Origin of the sequence: Elizabethkingia bruuniana (assembly GCF_002024805.1) — a bacterium.
Classification (GTDB): domain Bacteria; phylum Bacteroidota; class Bacteroidia; order Flavobacteriales; family Weeksellaceae; genus Elizabethkingia; species Elizabethkingia bruuniana.
Window position 1 is genome coordinate 2,650,199 of record NZ_CP014337.1, and the last position, 22,363, is coordinate 2,672,561.

Genomic DNA, 22,363 nt, shown 5'->3' on the forward strand with positions numbered 1-22,363 from the left:
TTCTTTTCACCTCTGTATAACAGGAGAAATTCAGGATATAAAAATACAACTTTTGCCTGTTAACCTGTTTTTATATTTTAATAATCAAAAAGTACTTCGAAAAAGGATGATGATAAGTTATCCCTTGTTTTATTTAATTACATCTATTTTATTTCCCGTTGTTGCAGATTGAAAACTGTTCCTGCCGGATCGGTGATCCAGTGCATATTTTTTGGCAACTCTTCAAGCTCGTCGCAGGTATCAATACCTTTTGCCTGTAAATAGTCTGTAGCTTCTTCTACATTCTGAACCGTGAGTTGCAGCCATGTTTCCGAATGGGTATAATTATCCACACAATCCAACCAGATAACATTATGTCCGAATTTTACCTGATGAGCTCTGGAAACAGTTGGATTTTTAATAGGTTTTTCTTCAACGTCCAATTTCAGAATATCTCTGTAAAAAGCTACTGTTTTTTCATACTTGCTTTTGGGGATCTTTATAGCAATATTGATTCCCGCTTCAAATTCCGGATTCATATTTTATAATTTTCTATTAATACTCTATGTAAAGACATAATCAGCTAAAAACCTTAACACTTTTCTTAAACACAAAAAACTTTATACTCTGAAAGTGGAATGCTAACTAATAGCCTATATAATCAACTAAATCTATTTCAGTTTCCATTTTTTTACAATCTCGGCATTGAATCCATCCGCCTCTTTTGGATTAGGTACTCCCCTTCCTGTAGAAATCAGATGATACAGACTGTTATTAATGTAATTTCCCCAGGCATCGGTGCAAACATTGTAACATTCTTCTTCTGGCACCAGTCCGTCATGAGTAAACTTTACGGTTGTTTTACCATTATTTTCGGAGATTTCAAAAACCAGCTTTGTTCCCCGCCATTCGTTTTTATTTTCTGTAAAACTAAACTGATTATCCAAAACATCATAAACCAGTTTTTTATCCGGAATTTCTCCACTCAATCTAAGTTTCGAAAGGTGAACATCTTTATAATGGTAGAGAAATGTTTCACCTAATTTATCCGTCTCGCCTTCTATTTCTTCAGACCACCAACCTCTAAAGTTTTTTATAGCATTAAAGCACTCGCCGGGTGTTTGGTCGACAGAAAATTCTGTGGTGTAACTTTTATTATCCATATTTTGTGAGATTTTAGGTTTCTATTCTATATGATCTGTAATCACTTTATCTGGTTGAGTAAAGTTAGTAAGGAACCTAATTTTATAGTCTTGTCTTATGGCAAGAAATGATTTGGGCATAATTTAGCAAAGCTAATTTTAAATTAATTTTTTTAAAAAAAACAAAGCATATTTAGAAAATAAATTATATTAAATTATTTAATTAATAATATTTTATACATTAGCAATATATTAATTAAAAAAACACGCTTCCTATGAAAAAATTAAAAAAACTTACCAAAACAGATTTAAAAAAGGTAAAAGGTTCTGCTGCCTGTAGCTTCTGGATTCCTGTAACAGCACCTTGTGGAGCAGAGTATTATTTATGTGCAGATAATTATCAATCCGGAGATCAGTTATTCAAAGCAATCAAAAGATTTGATTCTGCAAAATGTTAAACCAAGAGTCACCTAGTGACTCTTTTATATTCAGATGATTATGAAATTCATTCAATTGTTATTTGCATTCTCTTTTATCCTTACAAAAGCACAGTTTTCAACAGTATCCGGTAATTTCACACTAAATTCTGATCCTTATAGCGCTGCTGTTTTGGATAAAAGCTTTCAGAATATTTATTATAAGCTTAACTTCGTTAAAAAGCCGCGCGAAACAGATAAAAAAACAGAGGTAATATGTGTATTACAGCTTGGAAAAGATTATTCAAAATTCAGCGATTTAAACAAGCTGAAAAGAGATTCTTTGATGGAAAAGCTTAGTCATAAAGACAAAATAAATGCAGATGATATGAACAAGATGCTCAGACTGAGAAATCATTGGGAAAATGTTCTGATAAAAAATATTCCTGAGCAACAAAATATACACCAGGAGGATCTACTGGATGACTACCAGTATGCAGAAAAACAACCTATTTTTGAATGGAAAATAGAGAATGACACTAAAGATATTCTGGGATACAATTGCAGGAAAGCAACAACCCAATACCGAGGCAGAAAATATACAGCATGGTATGCCACAGACATTCCGATTAATAATGGTCCCTATGTATTTCAAGGATTACCGGGATTAATTATGGAAATCGAAGATCAAAAGCAACATTATCATTTCATAGTAATTGCTATGGACAAAAATCCTTCGGAAATCTATTTGCGAAATGAGGCTAAAATTTTCCATATAAACAGAAAACGCTTTAGAAAAGTCCAAAAAAGTTACCATGACAATCCTGGCTTTTTCTATAGTGGCGCTTATGACAAGGATGGTACTTCGGTAAAATTAAAAGTAAAGCCATACAATCCTATTGAACTGGAATAAACTGATACTAAAAATAAAGCTATCTGTATTTCTCAATCAACTTTCTTTTAGTTATCTGATTTTCAGTATATTTTAAGTTTTCAGAGCCACAATTTTCACAGACATTAATTTCGTATTTGAAAGGCTGCTTTAGCTGATACCTGACTTCAGCCTTAATTCTAATAAGACTTTCACAATCTGTACAATAGTATTTAACTTTTTCAGAATCCGGAATGGTAACTTCAAACATTTCCAAAAAAATCTGAAATTCATTTTTAATATATTCTTTATAATTATCTAAAGTCAGATCAGTTGTAAAGAATGTTCTATTGGCATATTCCAAACACTCCAGATCTTCCTCTATAATATAAAAGCCTATATATCTCCGGTCATAATCTGTTTCACATGCAATAGTACACATCTTTCGAAAAGCATCTTCAATATCTATTTCATTATTTACAGCTTTTCCGGCTACAGATTTCGCATAAATTTCGATAAGTTCTTGATTGGTTTTATTAATATCAATCTTCAGATCGCGAATCGAATCATAGAAATATTTTTCTCTTACTTCTGTTCTCTCATAATCCAAGCCTGCAAGAATAAATAGACTATCACTTTCATAGCCCTGTTGCATAATAGTGACTGCCCAGTCTACAAAATCCTTGCTATCAAAATCACATATTAGTTGTTTTCCTAATATAACATGAGTTAATTCTTCTTTTGTCATGGAATTTGTTTTTTTCATCAATTCAACCTTGTCAAGGTTAATATAAAACTAGTAAATAACCTTGACAAGGTTTGCGAGATATAAAACCTTAAACTTATCAATACTCCCTCACCTGTACCGTCGATACATTTTTTATCTTAGCACTCTTCCCTGTTTTTGTCAACAATCCGGTTTCAGCATTCCGTCTGAATACAACAGCATTCCCACTTCCTGTATTCGCAGTAATTAAAAATTTTCCTGTAGGATCAATTGTAAATACTCTTGGATGTTTTCCTCCGGTTGACTGATAGCCTATTGTTTTGAGTGTACCATCTGCCTGAACAGAAAATATGGCAATATTATTTTCTTTACCACGATTTGAAGCATACAAATAGCGACCATCCGGGGAAATATGAATATCGGAGCTTTCAAAACCTTCTTTATACTGATCTGAATGGGTATTAATTCTCTGCAGATTATTTAGCTTTCCTTCTTCATAGGTATAAGCACTTACAGCACCACCCATTTCTTCAATACAGTAGGCAAACTTACCATTCGGATGAAATGCAAAATGTCGTGGCCCGCTTCCGGGAACTGTTTGAGTAAAAGGAATTTCTGTTAATGGTTCTTTCTTATCCTGATCGAATCGGTAAGCTCGGATTTTATCAGCACCTAAGTCAGGCATAAAAACATAGCGATAATCTGGTGAAAATACTGTTGAATGGATATGAGCACGATCCTGTCTGCCAGAATCCATACTACCCTCAGAAAACTGAAAATTCTGGACATAAGGCGCTATCATTCCGTTTTCTAATACCGGATATACAGAAGCACTACCTTCTGTATAATTTCCATTAATCAGCCATTTTCCACTTTTGTGAACTGTAATATATACCGGATTTTCACCACCACTTTTCTGACTGTTGATATAAGTGAGCGTCTTTTTCTCGGGGTTAAATTCAAAACTGCTTACACTCCCTGCATCTTCAGTTTTACTTTCGGTACAGGCAAAAACATATTTCCCGTCCGGTGATAAGGTTAAATAAGACGGATTCAGAATCCCCCTTATACTTGTCACTTTGGAAAGTTTTCCACTATTGGTATTCAGCTGATATACATAAAGACCTTCAGCCTTCTTATCCCAGTTGAAGGAACCAAAAAATACATAAGTGTTTTGAGAATAAAGATGTGCAGATGCAAAAATAGCAATAAATAATGCAGTTATTAATTTGAATTTCATTAAAACTAATATATGAGTTCGCTAAAAGACTTTGAACATTATGAATTCTATAGAACAGTAAACCTATCGTTTAATTAACTGTTGAAGCTTTTTTAATTGTTTATCCGTAACACTAACTAGCCCAACTGTTTTGTGCCTTTTAAATTCCGGTTCTGTTATTTTAGAAATTTCTATTGCTATTTTTGCATACTGCTTTGCTTCCTCATATTTATTTAATCTTTCACATACATGAGCAACAAGTTCTGCATAATAAAATCTTGTACTATTAAAGCTCAGGTTTGTTAATGAGTACTCTTTACAAATATTATAAGCTTCAACATATTTATCCACTCTATTAGCCATTATATAAGTTTTTGCAAGTTTTAATTCAGCCATGCCTCTTGCTTCAATTTTAGTTTTTTTAATCTCATAATGATTTTTAACAATAGAAAAATATTTCTCTGCCTTATCAAAATCATTTATTTTTAAATAATAATCACCAAGTTGTTCATTCCCTTGAATTGTACTGAATTCTTCTGTTGGAAAATCATTAATTAGTCTTTCCATCAACTTTATTCCTATTGATTGAATTCTTATATCATTACTATCAAGCAAGTAAATAGCTTGAATCCTTAGATATTCTGCCTTGTGAAAAGCACCTCTCGAACGTTTCAATCTTTCTTCAAACTCAGCCTCAATGAAGCTATCCCAAGTTGTATTTCTATACCAGTCTTTATCGGCCATTGTTTTTATTCTAAAACTTATCTTGATATTAAATCACTAATTTAAGCATTGCACAAATACAACCTGTTATTAAGCCTAATATTATTTTCACCTATAAGTGAAAAACATTCACAAGTCATTAATCCATTTAAGAAATAATTATTTGTATTGAGTTTTTTATAAAACATTATCTTCGTAACCGGAAACAAAAATCAGACAAGATGAAAAAGATTGTATTCATAATTTCAGCTGCATTTTTACTGAATTCCTGTGTAGTATCTACTGCAGCAAAAGTGGTAAAAGGAGCGGTAAATGTAAGCTACAAAGCGGTAAAAGGAACAGTAAACGGAATTAGCTGGGCCGTAAGCAAAGCAAAAGGAAAGATAGATGAAAATCGCATAGACGGTACCTGGAAAGTTGTGGGTGTATACCGTGGTTCTTTTGAAGACTTTACAAAAGACCAGAATCCGGAAAGTAACTTTGCAACAGAATGTACAAACGACAGCTTCGATCAGATTATTTTCAACAGCCGAAAATCTAAATTCAAACCGGTACACTGCAGTTCTGATAAAGAAGAGTGGCAAAAATACTCTATGAAATTTGGAAAGAATCCGGTAACCAAAGAAAAAGAAAACTATATAGAATACAACTCCAGTAATTATATTTCGGTTATCGATGTAAATAACAAAACTATGGTACTGGAAGGAAACCTGATGCCTAAACTGGCTTTCTCAGGAGCGAAACTGTATCTTCTGGAAAAAGTAAAATAGAAAATAAATTATATCAGAAAACAGCAGCACAGTAATATCTGTGCTGCTGTTTTTATTTTCAATCTTTCCATTTCCTGAGTACAAAACGGATTTATATTTACTAAATTTACACTTAGGAGCTTTTTGCCTGTAGAATGAGGGATTATAAGTATAAGATATTTACATCTGCTATTGAAGAGAATATTAACAAAGGAATATTAAAACCAGGAGACTGGCTTCCTTCCGTTAGGAATATAAAACAGGAATTTAGCCTGAGTACAAGCTCTGTACAAAGCGGCTATGATTATCTTGTATTCAAGGGCCTTATAATTAGTCTCCCGCGCCGTGGCTATAAAGTAGCGCATATATCTAAAGCAGATGAACAACATCCTATACCTACTCCTGTTCCCAGAGATCCTGTTTTTCATGAAAATATAACCCTTACTTCTGACCCTGGTCGCCATACTGAATTTACTCCATTGAATACAGCTGCCCCTTCAGATCTTTTTGTACCTCAGAAGCTCTTGCTGAATACAATGCAAAAAGTAATTCGTGAGAAAGGAGCCGCCTTACTTCGGTATTATCCGGCGAATGGATCGGAACAGTTAAGAAACCTACTATCCAGACGGTCTGCACGACATGGTGCAATGATTAACCCGGATGAAATAATCATTACAGACGGAGCTCTTCAGGCATTGTACATTGCACTGGCCGCTACGACAGAGCCGGGAGATATTGTTGCAATCGAAAGTCCGTGTGTATTTTCCGTTCTGGAAGTTATAGCCAATCTTCGGCTAAAAACAATTGAAATTCCGGTAAGTTACAAAAACGGCTTCGATATCGGTTATCTCGAAAGCGCCTGCAAAAAGAATAGCATAAAAGCTATTGTGCTGACCCCGAATTTTCACAATCCTACAGGTATCTTAATCTCCGATGACCGGAAGAAAGAGATACTAATGATCACTGATCAATACAATATTCCAATTATAGAAAATGATATATATAGCGATCTGCATTTTGGCAATTCCAGGCCTTCTAATATCAAAAATTTTGATACTACAGGCAACGTCATTACTTACTCTTCATTTTCAAAAAGTCTGGCGCCCGGTATCCGGCTAGGCTGGATGTCTGCCGGCAGATTTTTCCCGAAAGCCGAACGTGTAAAGTTTTCACTCGGCAGGTCTGTTTCTCCGTTTAATCAGGAAGTAATCAGTCAATTACTTAATTCTTCCAGCTATGACAAACACCTGAGATCTTTCCGGTTTCAGCTAGAACAACAAGCTTTAGCATTGATAAATACTTTTAACCAATATTTGACTGACTCTTATACCCCGATTCCGCAAGGTGGCTATAGTATATGGAGCAGACTTCCTGCAAAGGTTGACATGAAAGAATTTTATAATTATTGTGAAAAATACCGATTGCATTTCACTCCGGGAAAAACATTTTCTTTTACCAATATTTATGATCATCATTTCCGGAGTATTTTCTCACAACGGATAACTGATTCCGATCTTCAATCGATACAAAAGATAGGAGCTTTATTATCCAACTAACTGTACCGATTATTTTGCAACATTCTGTACCTTGTACCGAAACAGGACTTCCTCTACTTTTACATCAAAATATAGAACAAGAATGAATATAGCGGTAAGATTCACTATCGGCTCTGAGGAAGGAGTTAGCCAACTTTTAATGCTTCAGAATGCACAAATAAAAGAACGGTATGAAAATGCAGTGGATACTAAACAACTCAAAAATTATATTAACGAACACCTGAATCATCGCAATACAATTAATGAGCTAAACGATCTTAGTACCCAGTTGCTCATCTTGTTTGTCGAGGATAAACCTGCAGGTTATACTATTATCCGAAACTCTTTTCAACGGCCCGCAGTTCTGGAGGGAAAAAGAGTGATTAACTATGCTTTTTTCTATATTTTACCTGAGTATAATAGCCCGGAAACAAGACAGGCTTTGTGGAAAAAATGCCTTTCCATTGCCCGTACTTTTGATGAAGCTTGCTGGATAGAAACATTGGAAAATGATCCATTGATTTCGTTTTTTGAAGAATCCGGATTTGTTATACATGAAAAGTCGGTTATGGAACCTTTTGAACAAGCTTCTGTTATTTTAATAAAATACAAACACTAAACTGTACTCCCCCCCAACGTAATATTCTATCAGAATTTTAATTAGAGTAAACTGCATTTTACTTCCTTACTTTTTTTAGTGCATCAAGGTATTTTTTCTTTACACCATTGTCTTCCTCTTTCTCGGATAAGATTTCGATTTTGGGAAGTAAGACTTTATTGTAATCCATTTTTAGTTTCAGGATTTCAGCCAGTGCGTAGGCTGTAGCCCATCGAACTACGGTTCCTTTATTTTCAGCATTTATTAAGAGCCCCGCTATTGTCGGGGCTAATTGGTCTGCAAACTGCTTCGAAATATTTCCGATCACTTTAGCACTCTCCCATTTAATTCTAGGTTCTTCCTCTGCCAAAGTTTTTGTAACATAACTTAACAAGGAATCATCCGATGTAATCACAGATTTTTTGGTAGCATATTCTACAGCTTCTATACAAGTCGCTTTATTAGTTGAAGATTGTGTGTCTGCAAATGCCAATAATTCATCTACTGGTAATTCCCGACTAATAAGCCATTCTCCAATTTGTGCAACTTTGGCCTTAGCTTTTATGGATTTGTCCTGAAAAATTTCTTCTAAACTCATATTCTGTGAGGCATTAAAATTACTTTATCATCTGTTTTTATGTTAAGACAATAATACTAAGAAATCTGATATCTGTCTGCAATATTTTCATTGGACCAAACCAATACAATTACCTGTTTCTTTTAGTATAAAAACACTATACAACAAATAAAGACAAATCAATAACAATTGAATTAATTTAACATAATAAAAATAAATAAAACTAAAATTATTTGATAAAACAGCATTAAAAATTTTATTTTATTATTTTTTTAATATTTTTATACAATTATAATCTAAAACTACACTAAGATGAACACCAATCACAAAAAAAGTATGGCCCTGGGGGTCGTATGCTTTCTCGTCGGAAACCTCTGTATCTACGCACAGGAAAAGGATACTTTGAAAAGCAAAACAATTGAGGAAGTAAAAATTACAATTGGCTCCCGAAACAAAGCCAGAGTTGCTACCGATACACCTGTTCCTATTGATGTTATTAATATTGGTCAGCAATCGGTTTTAAGTCCTCAAACAGATCTAACACAGATTCTGAATTATGCCGCACCATCCTTCACTTCTAATTCTTCCACAGTTGCTGACGGAACGGATCACATCGACCCGGCTCAGCTCAGAGGTCTTGGACCAGACCAGGTATTGGTATTATTAAATGGTAAAAGGCGGCATACCTCATCACTGGTGAACATCAACGGTACTCCCGGAAGAGGCTCAGTAGGTACTGACTTGAATGCTATTCCTTCTTTTGCCATTGAAAGAGTTGAAGTACTGAGAGACGGTGCATCTGCACAGTATGGCTCTGATGCTATTGCCGGAGTTATTAATGTGGTAATGAAGAAAAATACAAATCAGCTTATAGCAGCCATTACCGCCGGTGCATTCAATTCCAAAGGATCTAATGACCACCAGAAAGGATGGGATGGAGATAAATATCAGCTAGACCTGAACTACGGGACAAAAATAGGTTCCAATGGTTTTATCAACTTTACAGGATCATTAATGAGTCGTGGTGATACAAGAAGAGCTAATGCTGCCACCGGAACTATTTTTAATGCCTATAACGCTATTGAACAGAGGGCTTTGCAAAATGGAGTAAATATCAATTCTCTGTTTTCAAATATCAGCAATACAACAAACTCCCAGCGTATTATTGATTACATACACCAGTATGCCGGAAATGTAGGTTATTTCACCAGTGCGCAACAATCGGCTATTCAATCGGCTAATACTATATCAGCATTACAATCAGCTCTTAATTTTGATGTTACCGAAAACGAACTGGCCTACAGAGGACTTACAAGAAATGACTTCAATATGAGAATCGGGCAATCTAAACTAAAAAGCGGTCAATTGTTTGTTAATTCCGAATTCGACATCACTTCCGGTATAAGAGGTTATGCATTCGGAGGTTATTCATATAGAGACGGGAATGCAGCCGGCTTCTTCAGAAGACCTAACCAAAGTCGGACACTTACGTCTGTCTTTCCTAACGGCTTTTTACCGGAAATTGCTTCTGCAGTTACCGACATCTCTTTTGCTGCGGGATTTAAAGGAAAAATAGGCAAAGTAAACTATGATATAAGTAATACTTTCGGACAAAACACATTTGATTATACGATTAAAAACACTACCAATTCTACAATGTCCTTCTCGGATAAAACAGAGTTTAAAGCTGGCTCGTTAGGCTTTTCTCAGAATACTATTAATGCTGATTTTGATACCAAGTTCAATTGGCTGAAAGGTTTTAATCTCGCATTTGGTGCAGAAGCCCGTTTCGAGAATTTTAAAATAACACAAGGTGAGGAATCTTCATGGGCGAGTTATGATATCAATGGTAATCTGGTAACACCTAAAACTGCGTCTTCCTTAAAACCAACAGATTTTTATGGCAGCAGCAGACCTGGTGGGGCACAGGTATTTCCGGGATTCCGCCCGGAAAACGCTTTGAATAAAGGAAGACAATCAGTCGCGGCTTATGTGGACTCGGAACTGGATATTACAGACAAATGGTTACTGAGCGCTGCATTAAGATTTGAAAACTATTCGGACTTTGGTTCTACCTTCAATTATAAAATTGCAACACGTTACAAAATAACAAATAATCTGAACTTCAGAGCAGCTCATTCTACCGGATTCCGGGCACCTTCTTTACAACAGATTTATTTTAACTCTACTTCTACTCAGTTTGTTGGCGGTGTTCCTTATGAAGTGGGGACTTTCTCTAACGATTCTGAAGCAGCTAAAATTCTGGGAATCCCATCTCTGAAGCAGGAGGAATCTAAAAGTTTCTCAGTAGGGTTTACGGCTAAAATCCCGCAGGCCAATCTTACGTTTACTGTAGACGGTTATTACATCCGGATTAACGACAGAGTGGTACTTACGGATCAGTTTTCCAAACCTTCGGCACCTGGTGCACCGGGATCTAATCAGGAAAAACTTTACAATGCTTTCGAACAGGCCGGTGCCAATGCCGCAACATTCTTTGCCAATGCTATTAATACTCAAACCAAGGGAATTGAAGCTGTAATTTCTCATAAAGCGAGGCTTGGAGCCAAGACAATGCTTAATTCGGATTTCGCTTTAATGGTTGCCAAAACAAACAGAATCGGGGACATTAAAGGATCGGACATATTAGTTAATGCCGGACAAATCAACAGATATTACTCCGAAACCAGCAGGGTGTATCTGGAAGAAGCTATTCCAAGGTTGAAAATGTCTCTGAACAATACTTTAGATTTAGGAAATCTAAGCTTCCTGATGCGAAATGTTTATTTTGGAAAAGTGACAGATCCTAATACTGTTGATGTTAATGGTGATGGTATTATTCAGGCTCAGGTAATCAACGGACAGGCCGTAGAAACAGAACATCCGGTATGGGGCGGCAGGGTTGTAACGGATTTATCTGTTGGTTATAAATTCAATAAATCTATAAGACTGACAGTAGGTGCTAATAATATTTTTGATATTTATCCGGATCTTAATTATGGCCCTGTAAATGCAAAAAGACCATCGGGCGTTGATGCTAACGGGAATATCACTTACCCGGCAACAGCTACAACAATTGATCTCTCCAATCAGAATCAGTTTGTCTATTCCAGAAATGTATCTCAGTTCGGTATGAACGGAAGATATCTTTTCGCAAGAATTAATTTGACTTTTTAATTAATATTTAGACTGATTAACTAACACAACCGCACAAATACTTGGTGATTTGTGCGGTTATATCTTTATATGGTTATCTCTTCATTTCAATATCTACAATTTTCTTTCCTTCTTCACCCAGATAATGGGTAACCAACTTTTCATATACTTTATAACCATCATCCGAATTTGTAAATATCAGAATTCCCTGTTTAGTCTTTGGTAATATAAAAACAAGACATCGAGTTCCGTTATCTGATCCGCCATGTGACAGAGCAAATTCACCATTCCCGAGATCATATATTTCAAAACCTAATCCAAAATATTTACCGATTCTCCCTCCAGTTTTCACCTGCTTTTTTATCATTTCCTGATAGACTTCCGGTTTCAGATTTTTACCTTTCATCACATTCACCAAAAAATTTCCATAATCTGATATGGTAGTGTGCAGGTCGTCGGCTGCGTTGACTGTTCTGTTCTTTTCTATAGGATAAGGCTGCCCTTCTGTATTATATCCAATAGCAAATCTGGTTTCATCCGTATTTTGATTCCAGATGTAATGGGTATCATTCATATGAAAAGGCTGAAAAACAAGTTCCTGCGCCAGTTGTTCCAATGTTTTTCCAAATTTCTTTTCAAGAGCTTTTCTGAGATATTCAAAACCTTCCCCTGAATACTGATATTTTGTTCCGGGATCGAATTGGAAATTCAGCTTTTTGTCTTTATTCATCCATCTCCAATTAGGAAAACCAGTCTGGTGCGAAAGCACAATTCTTGTAGTAAGCTTCTTATGCCTCGGATCATTTACAAGATCCGGATCTATCCAGTATTGATCAAGTGATTCATCCAACTTCCATTTCCCGAGACTGATCAGGCGTAATGCCACCATTGCTGTTACAGGCTTAGTAAGAGATGCGACATTGAAAAGGGTATTATTGGGTGCAGAAAATCCTTTTTTTATTTCGCCAAACACTTTAATGTGCTTCAGCTCCCCTCCTTCGATAATTCCTAATCCCAGATTGGGAATTTTATTTTCTTTCAGCCAGCTTTCCATCGACCGGTCATTATCAAACATTGTTTCACTATCAGTGGTTTGCTTTGGATGATGATTAAAGCTCAATGAGTTCTTAAGTTTCCATTCTCCGTTTTCCAATATCCAGAGGTGGGTAAATCGGGCTTCTCCAACCAATTTTTCAGCTTGATTTCCTATCTTTTCATAAAACAGATGATCTCCATTCTGAATGGCAGCATATATCTTTCCATCTTTATACATGGGATAGATCTCAGTGCTTTTTCCAATCAGAAATCTTTTTAATTGATAGGTCTCCGGAGATTTACATAATCCGTTTTTAAAATCAGTTATAAATTTCTTTTTGTTTGCGAAGCCTCCTTTATCGTGATAAAATTCAAAGCTATCACTTAACATATTTTCCATCTGCAGCATATTACAACTATTGTAAGCTACTGAAAAAAACAGACTGTCTTTTGACATAATTGTTTTATAAAGAGGATCTGTTTTTTCTGTTTGTGCATGCATTACACTAAAGGACAAAATAAAAAAAGAAAGGATAAAATGGGTACACTTTGTCATTGTTATTTTTTTGACAAAGATTATATTTCAGGATAAATTTCTTTTAAAAACAAACCTGACAAAAACCCGACAAAGCCCTGACACAAATTATATCATACTGAAATTCAGCCTGAAATACAGTTTTCTTTTACGATCTATCTCTGCTGCATTCCGCAGAATCATAAACAGATTGGACAATACAATAAATATCATAATTACTAAAGTAATCTGAGGCCCTGGTTTAAAAAAAATTCCTAGTATAAATACAACAGGAGCTAAAAGCGTCCATAAAATCTGAATGGAGATAATCTGCTTCACCACATTGTCTTTTTGCTTCATTTTATACATTAATAGTAAAGGAACCAAAATATTGAGAGGTGGTAGTAAAATAAAAAGTACAGATGAAAGGTTAATAATTTTTATAGAAGTATAATTTACATCAGAGAGTTCTTCTTTCGCTTTTGTTTCTTCGTTAGAAGTTTCAACTTCAGAAATAACTATATTTTCCTGTAATGAACTCTGTTCTACATCCAGTGCCTGAGCCAAAGCCCGTAGTGTATGTCCTTTAGGTTCTGTTCCGGATTCTATACGCTGAATAGTTCTGACAGATATTTTTGATTTATCCGACAGTTCTTCCTGTGTCAGGTTATTCAATTCTCTGGCAGCTTTTAATTTGGACATAATTTAGAAATATTTCTGCAGACTAAATTACAGTTTTTTCAATATTCCTGACAGATATATGTGTAACAGAAAAACATTAATATAAAAACAAGTCAATCAATAAAATAAATGTAATTTTAATAAAATTAATCACACCAAATCTGTTTATGGAAAATACTCTAACCTCCAAACCGGAGATCAGAAAAAACGTTGCCACTTACTTGGGGCTGACTCTTCTTTTATGTATTCCGGTTTATTATATGTGCATCCAAACCGGGCAGCTCGGTGGTGGCGCCATATCTTACGCTATGATTATTATGTGGTGTCCTGCTATCGCAGCGCTGCTTACCTGTCGTATCCGCAAAATCCCTATTGCGTCTCTAGGCTGGAAATGGGGACTTACTAAATATCAATTGTTGGCTTTTGCAATACCATTACTCTATTCTCTGATACCTTATTTAGTGGTTTGGATTAGTGGTGTTGGCGGTTTTTACAATCATGAATTTGTAGCGGAAACAGCCAAAGGAATGGGATGGAATTTACCTGACGGACTTGTAATCTTTTTATATATTTTGTTAATGGGTAGTTTTGGAATGATCCGATCTATGAGCTCTGCACTGGGGGAAGAAATTGGCTGGCGGGGATTTCTTACTCCCCAACTGGCAAAAATGAATTCCTATACATCGACTTCTTTATGGATGGGTGTTATATGGTCTCTGTATCATTATCCACTTCTGCTTTTTTCCAACTATAATACAGGTGGTCCAAAATGGCTGGCATTAATTTGTTTCACAGTTATGATCTTTGCCTGCTGTTTTATTTTCACCTGGTTCCGTATGAAATCTGGCAGCTTATGGACTGGTGTTATTTTACATGCAAGCCATAATCTATTTATACAAGCTATACTTACACCACTTACGATAGACAACGGAAAAACGATGTATTATATAGATGAATTTGGAATTGGTCTGCCTATTGCCACTTCAATTATGGCTTATTATTTCTGGAGAAGGCGAAAGGAATTACCAAACTTACAGGAAGAAGACTCTTCTTCAAACACTCATATTACAGCATAAAACTATATTATAAAAGGAACTCGAAAAGTTCCTTTATTTTTTATAGAATAATACTAATCTATTTCCAGAAAATAAGTTTACCAGCAACTCCGATGCGGTAAAAGATTTTATCTTCTGTTTCCAGCTTTTCCAGAATAGGCTTTACATCCTGATAAGGAATATCCAGATCATAGCACATTGCAGCAGCATAAGTTCCACAGTTTCCGCCGGTTTTGGTTTTCTTTGTTTTTAGAATCTCAATAATCGTTTCTTCCAGTTCCATTTTGTAAAAATACGACTATTATTCCCGGAAAGTAAAGGCTTTTTTTAGACAGATTAAAAATATCTATCCACAATAACATTCATAAATATAAAAATATTCATCTTTTTTTATCATATAAAATGATTAGAATTTAATTAAAAAAATAAGAATACATATAATTATATTTTTACAAATAATTATATATTATTATAAGAATAAATAATTAAATATCATTTTTTTATTAAATTGCATATATCAAATCAACTTCTATTTATATATTTATGAGAAAAAAAACAATTCCTTTCAACTTTACTACTGGTAGCGTTGTAGAATTCAAAAACAATAGTGGTGAAAATCCTTTAATGCAACTTTTACAAGCAAATTATTCTGATGACGACAGGAACTTTGTACAAATAAGTGCAAACATTCTTATTATTGGTAAAAATTTATATAAATCAAAATAATATTTTCATTATTCAACATCAGCAAAATCATTCCAGAAAGCTGTTATCAATAGAATAGTATATAGTATATACTATATTCTATATAGAATATTAACCTAAATAATATATTATATAGGTTAATTATTTAGCATTTATATTACAATGCAAACACAAAGTTTTATAGAAATTAAAATAAAAGAAGCCACTTCATCTTTTCCCATAAATTCTATTTTTCATAAAGCTTCATTTTTTTAATAAAGAATGCGATTTTACAATTGTACATTTCGAAAGGCTACTAGATGATAGCGTCTTCAGACAAACCAATTACATATTAAACAAAAATCATTTTGTTCAAACACCATCATAGAGCAGATAGTTTACAATTATATTTCTTTGATGGTGAAAAAAGACATTTCATATAAAAATGGGATATCCATGCAAATCAAAATTTATGCAGATTGGAAATCATTAAAAATTATTCTAAAAAATATTTTGGATAATACAATTAAGTATAATTTACCTAAAGGAAACACAAGCACCAATGAAAACATACTTACTGATAATTATTTTTCTATTACCATTGAAGACATTGGAATAAGTAGAAGTAAAGAACCACAAAAAGAAATTTCATGCAAATCATAGAAATCATCATCATCAATATAAGAGTTTAGGATTCCAATTCTGCGAATTAATATCAGAAAAAAAACAATAATTTTCTAGAATTGAAATCAGTAGAGAATAAAGGAACTAAAGTGACTATCTTTTTATTAAAGACATAAAAATGGATAAAATAAATATTCTAATTGTAGAAAACTCTGCAGAAGAAGGTCTGTTACTAGCAAATGTATTGGTGGCAAACAATTATAATATTACTGGAATAGCATCCACTTACGAAGACGCTCTAAATTTTTTTTACAACCATCCAACAGATCTTGTCATTATTGATATATTCTTAAACAATAGCACACAAGGAATAAATCTAGCACAAACCATCAATAACAATCCTAAAACTGCTAAGCCTTTTGTTTTCCTTACGAGTTCATCAGATCGTCAGATATTTGAAAGAGCAAAACTAACCAAACCATTTAGCTATTTACTAAAGCCATTTAATGAGTTAGAGATACTGTATGCTATAGAAATGGGTATAGAAAAATTTTATCAAAAAGAAGATACTTTTAGTATAATGCATAATTCTATAATGGGTACTGATTCTATCTTTGTAAAAAAAGGGAAAAGTCTTAAAAAAGTTTTGATAAAAGATATTATATATATAGAAGTAGAAGAACGCTACTGCCATGTAGTTACTATAACCGAAAGATTTTTAATACAAATATCCCTTACTAAAATTTTACCTATTCTAGATTCTGATAAATTTATTAGAACTCATCGAAATTTCATTGCCAATATCGACAAAATCATAGAAGTTACTCTCTCTGAAAACATCATTTTATTACATGGAAATCACACTATTGTACTGAGTAATAAGTATAAAGATTTTTTATCCTGTTACAAAATTTTCTAAGCGGTTTGAAAATTATTTATATCATGTAAAAAAAATTTCATCTTAAATCTCATACCAAATTTTTTAAACTTTATGTCATAGAATATTTACCTCATGACATTATATCTTATTTTCCTTATTCATATTTCTAATTTCACTTCAGATTAACAAAAGAAGCTAGCACTTTTAGTTACAATTTACAACAAGTTTATTAAATGGAATAGACCCACATGTGCTCACATGAAACAATTACCATCTGATCCTAAAATAAATGCAATGTAAAAATAGGGAAGCCGAAAACTATATAGAGTAGGTGAAATTAAAAAAAATAAATTATGGCATCAGTAATTATTTCCAAGCCATCCAGACCTCAGCCAATCTATGGCTTTGATAACATCACAAATGGCGATGAGGTTACAGAACTTGTAAAATACATTCGCAAGAACCTTGGTCCACAATCTATGAATAAGGTAATGATTTATATTCTTTCCGGAACTCATGGTGACACTCAAGGTAATTTAGTCGGAGAAGATGATTTCTACCAGGAGGACAAATTAGTAGAATTACAAACTGTTAAAGCTGTAAGAGCAAATGAAAAAACACCGACCAACACATGGGCCAATTATTTCGGGAAAACTAATAGTATTCTGATTTTGGCATGGTGCTACAGCAACAGATGGTCTGGCTTAACCACTTACAACAAATAAGCATGTCCTCCACAAATGTTTTATCAAAAAAATAATAATTAACAGGGAAGCCGAAAACTGTATAGAATAGGTAAAAAATCACAAAATTTTAATAAAATGGACGATCAATTATTATCCATAGCCCAGCAATTCTCCGGGCTACCTATAGACTCTCTTATAGGGGGACCATTATTGGCTGCTGCTAAAGCAAATGCCAATATGGCATACACACAGACACAATTCTTATTAGACACATGCTTTAACAAGGATGACAAAACCAATAACTATACTCCTATCATTATCAATATGGAGTTACAAAACAATGCAATTACTCCTGCAACAGATGGGAAAGATGCTGTAGTTACTCCATTCACTACAATTTTCAATCTACCTATTTTAACGATTATTCCCTTAAACTCATTGGCTGTAGATAACGTAGATGTAGACTTTGAAATGGAAGTAAAATCCAGTTTTTCACAAGATACAAATCTAAGTAAACAAACAGATTTAAGCGGACAAGGAGGGTTTGAAGCAAAAGTCGGTTGGGGTCCCCTTTCAGTAACAGTACATGGAAGTGTTAGTTATGATTCTAAAGAATCATCTTCTAATGAAACACACTATCAAAAAAGCAACAGTGCTAAGTATAGTGTAAAAGTACATGCTGGTCAACTACCTCTTCCACAAGGTGTACTTACAATTATTGAAGCATATAGTAAAAATATTACACCTATTCAGATGCCTGTACCAACAACAAAGGCATAATATACAGTAATTTATAAATGTTTGGAGGTAATCCCTCCAAACATATTATCAACCAATAAATAGTATTACAATGAGCGATCCAGAAGAATACAAACACAACGCAGCACTTATAGAGGATCTTTTAGCTGCTCCATTTATAGCTGCAGCAAATGCAAACTCTAAAATGGCTCAAGAACAGGTGAAATTCTTAATAGAAACCTGTTTTGAAACTCATGAAGATTCCTTTATACCTAAAATGGTAAACTTAATAATAAAAAAAAACAACCCATCCGAAGATGATTATTTACCTGTAGAAACGATCAACGTTGGTTTACCTCTAATAACCATTTTACCTTTTAACTCTCTATGTGTAAAAGACATTAATGTAAAATTTGAAATGGAGGTTACATCTTTAACTCCCAGCAATAATACCAACGAAACCGGAAATGAAAAAAAAATGCAAATGAGAGGAAGTATATCTTCTTCCAAAGAAGAAAGTAATTCTATTCAAAGGAGAAACCAATCCAAAATAGCTGTAGAAATTACAGGAGGTTCTATACCATTACCAATAGGGTTAACCACACTACTAAATTTTTACTCTCATAATATTCATCTAAAATCTTAAAACTATGACAATCAACCAAAAACTCCCATGTCCAAATTGCAACGCTAATATTATATATAATGTACAAGCACTAATAGCAGGAGCAAGTTTCGAGTGCCAAGGCTGTAAAGCACAAATAAAAATTTCTACTTCTAGTATCGGAGAGGTAAAGAAAGCCTATGAAAATTTCACAAAATTAAAAAGCAAAATATCTCAAAAATAACTAATATGGTAAATTTAAAAAACTTAATAGAAGCTCTTAATGATTCTATAAGTATTGCTAATGATACTTTATTGAGTTCACACAATGACTTTATTAATGCATACTTTGAACAATCTGAAAATGGAGGCTTGATTGCCAAAACTGTTTCGTTGAACTATCCAGTAAAAATGGGAGATAGCAGTATAAAAAATGTAGCTGTAAATACTCCTATAATAACACTGATTCCTGTCTACTCACCTAAAATAGATGAAGTTAAATTAACTACAAATCTAGAAATAGCTTTAGATAATAATGAGTTATTAGTTAGTTTTTCTAATGATGAGCTAAAGGCTGGAAATTTATTTGGAAAAAAACGGAAATCTTCTACAGCAAAACTTGAAATCATTTTAAAGCCCGGTGAAAATACAGAAGGCCTTAAAAATATTATTGAAGGATATGAAAAAATATTAAGAGCTCAAATTCCAGGATAAAGATTATCAAAATAATATTATTAATTCAATTATAAATATAAATCATGAACATTATATCAAGAATAGTATTAGGACTTCTAATATTCAATATTTTAGCACTAACAGTTGTAACCTATAAAGTCATAAAATCAGATAATAAAAAAGAAAATATCAATTTTATCGCTTCTGGAAAAACAAATAGTTTTACTCCAAACAATTCAAATATTAAAGCAAAACAAGCAATAGATTATAAAGACAGTATTTATAGCAATACGATACAAAACACATCACTAGTAGGCATTGACATATCCCACTGGAACGGTAATATTATAGAAGATTTACCAAAAATAGACAAACTAAATTTTGTTATTTGCAAGTCTACTCAGGGCGAAAGAGATATTGATCCTGATTTTATAAAAAACTGGAAATTTCTCACAGTAAATAATATCACAAAAGGAGCTTATCATTTTTATATGTATACTCAGGACCCTGTTCAACAAGCCTCCCATTTTTATAATACCGTTGGAGCAACAAAATCTCCTGATTTTCCCCTCATTATAGACATCGAGGAGCTAAGCCTCCCAAAAAAATACATAGATAATAAAAGACTTAAAAATGATTTGTTAAAATTCTTACAATGGATTGAAAACAAAACAAATACAACTCCTATTATATATTCAGATTATTATTTTTTAAGCAAATATCTGAATGATAAAGCCTTTTCTAAATATCCACTATGGCTTGCCGAATATTCACACAATCCTAAACCACTAATTCCTGAAGCATGGAAAGAATCGGGTTGTATGATTTGGCAAAAAACAGACAATTACCATATTAATTCTTCAGAAACAGATCTTGATGTTTATTTTAAATAACAATACCCAAAAACACTTATAATAGAACCCTCTGCTTTAAATATGCAGAAGGGTTCTATTAATTATTTCCTAATTTTGTATAAACGAACTATGAAAATAAGTATATTTTCATTTCTATTAAGTTGTACATTTTATTCAGCCCAAATAAAAACTTATACTGAGAAAAATCTTAGCATACCATATTTCGAAAACAGAATTAAAAAGGTTATGGATTCCCTGCAAGTACTTGGAATGTCTGTCGCAATCATTAATAATGGTAAAATTGTATACAATAAAGGATTTGGAGTCTCAGACATTAAGCAGAAAAAACAAGTTACCAATCACACCCTTTTTGAAGCCGCTTCTCTATCCAAACCTGTTTTCAGCTATTTTGTTTTAAAGCTTGTACATGAGAGAAAACTAAATTTAGACGAACCTTTGTATAAATATTTACCGGCTGATAATATCAGTGACGAACGTTATAAAAAAATTACAGCCAGAATGGTTCTGAGCCATACAACAGGTTTGCCTAACTGGAGTGAAACTACACCAATTCCATTACTATTCAATCCTGGTGAAAAATTCTCGTATTCCGGTGAAGCGTTTGTATACCTGGCCAAAGTCATTGCTAAAATTACCAATACCAATCTTCAGAATCTCGATCAGGTTTTCCAACAAAAGGTTGCCAAAAAACTTGGTTTGGAAAATTTTCATTTTGTGATAACAAAAGAAGCGGAATACAATCAGGCAACTGGATACCAAAATAGACAACAAGTAAAAGATATCAGAGATCGAGCAATATTTGACCCCGCTGGCGGACTTTATGCCAACACATCAAATTATACACAATTCCTTATTAAACTCATGAAGCAAAAAAAAGAATATAAAGAGATGTTCACCTCAGCATCCCGTCTGGATGATAATGACCCAATAAAAAGCTACTTTGGAATACAAAACTGGACACTGGGACTGGCTGTGGTCAAAATTAAAAATTCAATTAATTACTGGCATGGTGGAAATAACCTTGGCTTTACATCATCATTTATGATTAACCCGGAAAAAGAGTTCGGTCATGTATTTTTCACTAATGCCGACCAATGCAATGACATGAAGAAAGTTTTTGAAGATATCCTGTGGAGATAACTTAATATTAATACTCTCATAAATACTCTGTCAACCTCGTTTAATAACTTCAGTTTTTGCCAGAATATCATGCAAAGGTTTATATTTAGGAATAAGAATAAAGAACAAATCAAATGGAAATAATCTTATAAGTGTGCGAATAATAGCTGATAAAAGCCGATTTTTATTATATACTATTTTTAGTTTAAAAATTTTCTTTCCTAATGTTTTTGAAAAAATATATTCACACAAAAAGAAATATAACAAAGTATTAATTAAAAATAAAAATCTAAAATTTTGAATTATATACAACAAACTTAATCGAAAAAGATCTGAAGAAATATATCTATACAATGAAAAAATAATTATTTGAGATGTTGTAATAAAATAAATATCAAATATATAAGCCAAACCTCTTCTAAAAAAATCAATAATTTTATCTTCCAATCTTATTATTTTTAATATTTAAACTTGAGTATAATTCAAACCTCTAATATAACA

The 22,363-nt window shown here is 33.3% G+C and carries 27 protein-coding genes; 17 read left to right on the forward strand and 10 right to left on the reverse strand.

Going from position 1 to position 22,363, the window contains the following annotated elements; translation table 11 throughout:
- Window positions 1–143 precede the first annotated feature (143 nt).
- Together AYC65_RS12250 and AYC65_RS12255 are read right to left on the reverse strand one after the other, a co-directional pair.
- Window positions 144–518, reverse strand: coding sequence for a VOC family protein (locus tag AYC65_RS12250; protein ID WP_034870927.1), 375 nt, complete (start codon window positions 516–518; stop codon window positions 144–146).
- A 132-nt stretch (window positions 519–650) separates the two neighbouring features.
- Complete coding sequence (locus AYC65_RS12255) at window positions 651–1,142, reverse strand: SRPBCC family protein (RefSeq protein ID WP_034870926.1); 492 nt, start codon at window positions 1,140–1,142, stop codon at window positions 651–653.
- Window positions 1,143–1,396: 254 nt separating this feature from the next.
- Here AYC65_RS12255 and AYC65_RS12260 point away from each other — a divergent pair, with 254 nt between their 5' ends.
- On the forward strand, window positions 1,397–1,579 hold the full coding sequence (locus AYC65_RS12260; protein WP_034847315.1) for a hypothetical protein: 183 nt from the start codon (window positions 1,397–1,399) through the stop codon (window positions 1,577–1,579).
- Between the two features lie 40 nt (window positions 1,580–1,619).
- Window positions 1,620–2,450 carry a GLPGLI family protein gene (locus tag AYC65_RS12265; protein ID WP_034870937.1) on the forward strand — a complete coding sequence of 277 codons (831 nt, stop codon included), beginning with the start codon at window positions 1,620–1,622 and terminating at the stop codon, window positions 2,448–2,450.
- Between the two features lie 19 nt (window positions 2,451–2,469).
- On the opposite strand, the gene AYC65_RS12270 is transcribed toward AYC65_RS12265, so the two are convergent.
- From AYC65_RS12270 to AYC65_RS12280, 3 genes are all read right to left on the reverse strand, one after another.
- Window positions 2,470–3,174: a hypothetical protein gene (locus AYC65_RS12270; RefSeq protein ID WP_034870925.1), complete on the reverse strand. Its 705-nt coding sequence runs from the start codon at window positions 3,172–3,174 to the stop codon at window positions 2,470–2,472.
- 79 nt (window positions 3,175–3,253) lie between these two features.
- Window positions 3,254–4,375 carry a lactonase family protein gene (locus tag AYC65_RS12275; protein WP_034870924.1) on the reverse strand — a complete coding sequence of 374 codons (1,122 nt, stop codon included), beginning with the start codon at window positions 4,373–4,375 and terminating at the stop codon, window positions 3,254–3,256.
- A 63-nt stretch (window positions 4,376–4,438) separates the two neighbouring features.
- Window positions 4,439–5,098, reverse strand: a complete 660-nt coding sequence (locus AYC65_RS12280; RefSeq protein ID WP_034870936.1) for a tetratricopeptide repeat protein — start codon at window positions 5,096–5,098, stop codon at window positions 4,439–4,441.
- A gap of 200 nt (window positions 5,099–5,298) precedes the next feature.
- Between AYC65_RS12280 and AYC65_RS12285 the strand changes: the two genes are divergently transcribed.
- The 3 genes from AYC65_RS12285 (at window position 5,299) to AYC65_RS12295 (ending at window position 7,980) form a co-directional block, all read left to right on the forward strand.
- On the forward strand, window positions 5,299–5,847 hold the full coding sequence (locus tag AYC65_RS12285; RefSeq protein WP_034870923.1) for a hypothetical protein: 549 nt from the start codon (window positions 5,299–5,301) through the stop codon (window positions 5,845–5,847).
- 134 nt (window positions 5,848–5,981) lie between these two features.
- Window positions 5,982–7,382 carry an aminotransferase-like domain-containing protein gene (locus tag AYC65_RS12290; protein WP_034870922.1) on the forward strand — a complete coding sequence of 467 codons (1,401 nt, stop codon included), beginning with the start codon at window positions 5,982–5,984 and terminating at the stop codon, window positions 7,380–7,382.
- Between the two features lie 82 nt (window positions 7,383–7,464).
- Window positions 7,465–7,980, forward strand: coding sequence for a hypothetical protein (locus AYC65_RS12295; protein WP_034870921.1), 516 nt, complete (start codon window positions 7,465–7,467; stop codon window positions 7,978–7,980).
- Window positions 7,981–8,038: 58 nt separating this feature from the next.
- On the opposite strand, the gene AYC65_RS12300 is transcribed toward AYC65_RS12295, so the two are convergent.
- Window positions 8,039–8,557 carry a hypothetical protein gene (locus AYC65_RS12300; RefSeq protein ID WP_034870920.1) on the reverse strand — a complete coding sequence of 173 codons (519 nt, stop codon included), beginning with the start codon at window positions 8,555–8,557 and terminating at the stop codon, window positions 8,039–8,041.
- Between the two features lie 291 nt (window positions 8,558–8,848).
- Here AYC65_RS12300 and AYC65_RS12305 point away from each other — a divergent pair, with 291 nt between their 5' ends.
- A complete protein-coding gene (locus tag AYC65_RS12305; protein WP_034870919.1) occupies window positions 8,849–11,713 on the forward strand; it encodes a TonB-dependent receptor plug domain-containing protein in 2,865 nt (954 codons plus the stop codon).
- A 73-nt stretch (window positions 11,714–11,786) separates the two neighbouring features.
- Here the strand turns inward: AYC65_RS12305 and AYC65_RS12310 are convergent, their stop codons facing one another.
- Entirely contained in the window at window positions 11,787–13,283 is a 1,497-nt protein-coding gene (locus AYC65_RS12310; RefSeq protein ID WP_034870918.1) for a serine hydrolase, read from the reverse strand.
- Between the two features lie 87 nt (window positions 13,284–13,370).
- On the reverse strand, window positions 13,371–13,943 hold the full coding sequence (locus AYC65_RS12315) for a helix-turn-helix domain-containing protein (protein WP_034870917.1): 573 nt from the start codon (window positions 13,941–13,943) through the stop codon (window positions 13,371–13,373).
- A gap of 146 nt (window positions 13,944–14,089) precedes the next feature.
- Here AYC65_RS12315 and AYC65_RS12320 point away from each other — a divergent pair, with 146 nt between their 5' ends.
- The gene (locus tag AYC65_RS12320; protein ID WP_034870916.1) at window positions 14,090–14,998 is read left to right on the forward strand and encodes a type II CAAX endopeptidase family protein; all 909 of its coding nucleotides are present in this window, start codon (window positions 14,090–14,092) and stop codon (window positions 14,996–14,998) included.
- Window positions 14,999–15,056: 58 nt separating this feature from the next.
- Here the strand turns inward: AYC65_RS12320 and AYC65_RS12325 are convergent, their stop codons facing one another.
- Window positions 15,057–15,260, reverse strand: a complete 204-nt coding sequence (locus AYC65_RS12325; RefSeq protein WP_034870915.1) for a hypothetical protein — start codon at window positions 15,258–15,260, stop codon at window positions 15,057–15,059.
- A 260-nt stretch (window positions 15,261–15,520) separates the two neighbouring features.
- Here AYC65_RS12325 and AYC65_RS12330 point away from each other — a divergent pair, with 260 nt between their 5' ends.
- The 10 genes from AYC65_RS12330 (at window position 15,521) to AYC65_RS12375 (ending at window position 21,883) form a co-directional block, all read left to right on the forward strand.
- Window positions 15,521–15,703, forward strand: a complete 183-nt coding sequence (locus AYC65_RS12330; RefSeq protein ID WP_059333901.1) for a hypothetical protein — start codon at window positions 15,521–15,523, stop codon at window positions 15,701–15,703.
- A gap of 414 nt (window positions 15,704–16,117) precedes the next feature.
- Entirely contained in the window at window positions 16,118–16,324 is a 207-nt protein-coding gene (locus AYC65_RS12335) for an ATP-binding protein (RefSeq protein ID WP_131828163.1), read from the forward strand.
- A 139-nt stretch (window positions 16,325–16,463) separates the two neighbouring features.
- A complete protein-coding gene (locus AYC65_RS12340) occupies window positions 16,464–17,204 on the forward strand; it encodes a LytR/AlgR family response regulator transcription factor (RefSeq protein ID WP_034870423.1) in 741 nt (246 codons plus the stop codon).
- A gap of 314 nt (window positions 17,205–17,518) precedes the next feature.
- A complete protein-coding gene (locus tag AYC65_RS12345; protein ID WP_034870422.1) occupies window positions 17,519–17,890 on the forward strand; it encodes a hypothetical protein in 372 nt (123 codons plus the stop codon).
- Between the two features lie 96 nt (window positions 17,891–17,986).
- A complete protein-coding gene (locus tag AYC65_RS12350; RefSeq protein WP_034870421.1) occupies window positions 17,987–18,631 on the forward strand; it encodes a DUF2589 domain-containing protein in 645 nt (214 codons plus the stop codon).
- Window positions 18,632–18,701: 70 nt separating this feature from the next.
- Window positions 18,702–19,235 carry a DUF2589 domain-containing protein gene (locus AYC65_RS12355; protein WP_052114731.1) on the forward strand — a complete coding sequence of 178 codons (534 nt, stop codon included), beginning with the start codon at window positions 18,702–18,704 and terminating at the stop codon, window positions 19,233–19,235.
- Between the two features lie 4 nt (window positions 19,236–19,239).
- Window positions 19,240–19,437 (forward strand): hypothetical protein, encoded by a 198-nt coding sequence (locus AYC65_RS12360; protein WP_034870420.1) that lies wholly within the window; start codon window positions 19,240–19,242, stop codon window positions 19,435–19,437.
- A 5-nt stretch (window positions 19,438–19,442) separates the two neighbouring features.
- Window positions 19,443–19,907 carry a DUF2589 domain-containing protein gene (locus tag AYC65_RS12365; RefSeq protein WP_034870419.1) on the forward strand — a complete coding sequence of 155 codons (465 nt, stop codon included), beginning with the start codon at window positions 19,443–19,445 and terminating at the stop codon, window positions 19,905–19,907.
- A gap of 44 nt (window positions 19,908–19,951) precedes the next feature.
- Window positions 19,952–20,761, forward strand: coding sequence for a glycoside hydrolase family 25 protein (locus AYC65_RS12370; protein ID WP_059333902.1), 810 nt, complete (start codon window positions 19,952–19,954; stop codon window positions 20,759–20,761).
- 90 nt (window positions 20,762–20,851) lie between these two features.
- Window positions 20,852–21,883, forward strand: a complete 1,032-nt coding sequence (locus AYC65_RS12375; RefSeq protein ID WP_052114600.1) for a serine hydrolase domain-containing protein — start codon at window positions 20,852–20,854, stop codon at window positions 21,881–21,883.
- Between the two features lie 30 nt (window positions 21,884–21,913).
- Here the strand turns inward: AYC65_RS12375 and AYC65_RS12380 are convergent, their stop codons facing one another.
- Entirely contained in the window at window positions 21,914–22,309 is a 396-nt protein-coding gene (locus AYC65_RS12380) for an RDD family protein (RefSeq protein WP_157877530.1), read from the reverse strand.
- Between the last annotated feature and the right edge of the window lie 54 nt (window positions 22,310–22,363).

Bases quoted from the DNA above. Each gene is read 5' to 3' on its own strand.
- AYC65_RS12250 (WP_034870927.1), bottom strand. From the start codon at position 518: ATGAATCCGGAATTTGAAGCGGGAATCAATATTGCTATAAAGATCCCC.
- AYC65_RS12255 (WP_034870926.1), bottom strand. From the start codon at position 1,142: ATGGATAATAAAAGTTACACCACAGAATTTTCTGTCGACCAAACACCC.
- AYC65_RS12260 (WP_034847315.1), top strand. From the start codon at position 1,397: ATGAAAAAATTAAAAAAACTTACCAAAACAGATTTAAAAAAGGTAAAA.
- AYC65_RS12265 (WP_034870937.1), top strand. From the start codon at position 1,620: ATGAAATTCATTCAATTGTTATTTGCATTCTCTTTTATCCTTACAAAA.
- AYC65_RS12270 (WP_034870925.1), bottom strand. From the start codon at position 3,174: ATGAAAAAAACAAATTCCATGACAAAAGAAGAATTAACTCATGTTATA.
- AYC65_RS12275 (WP_034870924.1), bottom strand. From the start codon at position 4,375: ATGAAATTCAAATTAATAACTGCATTATTTATTGCTATTTTTGCATCT.
- AYC65_RS12280 (WP_034870936.1), bottom strand. From the start codon at position 5,098: ATGGCCGATAAAGACTGGTATAGAAATACAACTTGGGATAGCTTCATT.
- AYC65_RS12285 (WP_034870923.1), top strand. From the start codon at position 5,299: ATGAAAAAGATTGTATTCATAATTTCAGCTGCATTTTTACTGAATTCC.
- AYC65_RS12290 (WP_034870922.1), top strand. From the start codon at position 5,982: ATGAGGGATTATAAGTATAAGATATTTACATCTGCTATTGAAGAGAAT.
- AYC65_RS12295 (WP_034870921.1), top strand. From the start codon at position 7,465: ATGAATATAGCGGTAAGATTCACTATCGGCTCTGAGGAAGGAGTTAGC.
- AYC65_RS12300 (WP_034870920.1), bottom strand. From the start codon at position 8,557: ATGAGTTTAGAAGAAATTTTTCAGGACAAATCCATAAAAGCTAAGGCC.
- AYC65_RS12305 (WP_034870919.1), top strand. From the start codon at position 8,849: ATGAACACCAATCACAAAAAAAGTATGGCCCTGGGGGTCGTATGCTTT.
- AYC65_RS12310 (WP_034870918.1), bottom strand. From the start codon at position 13,283: ATGACAAAGTGTACCCATTTTATCCTTTCTTTTTTTATTTTGTCCTTT.
- AYC65_RS12315 (WP_034870917.1), bottom strand. From the start codon at position 13,943: ATGTCCAAATTAAAAGCTGCCAGAGAATTGAATAACCTGACACAGGAA.
- AYC65_RS12320 (WP_034870916.1), top strand. From the start codon at position 14,090: ATGGAAAATACTCTAACCTCCAAACCGGAGATCAGAAAAAACGTTGCC.
- AYC65_RS12325 (WP_034870915.1), bottom strand. From the start codon at position 15,260: ATGGAACTGGAAGAAACGATTATTGAGATTCTAAAAACAAAGAAAACC.
- AYC65_RS12330 (WP_059333901.1), top strand. From the start codon at position 15,521: ATGAGAAAAAAAACAATTCCTTTCAACTTTACTACTGGTAGCGTTGTA.
- AYC65_RS12335 (WP_131828163.1), top strand. From the start codon at position 16,118: ATGCAAATCAAAATTTATGCAGATTGGAAATCATTAAAAATTATTCTA.
- AYC65_RS12340 (WP_034870423.1), top strand. From the start codon at position 16,464: ATGGATAAAATAAATATTCTAATTGTAGAAAACTCTGCAGAAGAAGGT.
- AYC65_RS12345 (WP_034870422.1), top strand. From the start codon at position 17,519: ATGGCATCAGTAATTATTTCCAAGCCATCCAGACCTCAGCCAATCTAT.
- AYC65_RS12350 (WP_034870421.1), top strand. From the start codon at position 17,987: ATGGACGATCAATTATTATCCATAGCCCAGCAATTCTCCGGGCTACCT.
- AYC65_RS12355 (WP_052114731.1), top strand. From the start codon at position 18,702: ATGAGCGATCCAGAAGAATACAAACACAACGCAGCACTTATAGAGGAT.
- AYC65_RS12360 (WP_034870420.1), top strand. From the start codon at position 19,240: ATGACAATCAACCAAAAACTCCCATGTCCAAATTGCAACGCTAATATT.
- AYC65_RS12365 (WP_034870419.1), top strand. From the start codon at position 19,443: ATGGTAAATTTAAAAAACTTAATAGAAGCTCTTAATGATTCTATAAGT.
- AYC65_RS12370 (WP_059333902.1), top strand. From the start codon at position 19,952: ATGAACATTATATCAAGAATAGTATTAGGACTTCTAATATTCAATATT.
- AYC65_RS12375 (WP_052114600.1), top strand. From the start codon at position 20,852: ATGAAAATAAGTATATTTTCATTTCTATTAAGTTGTACATTTTATTCA.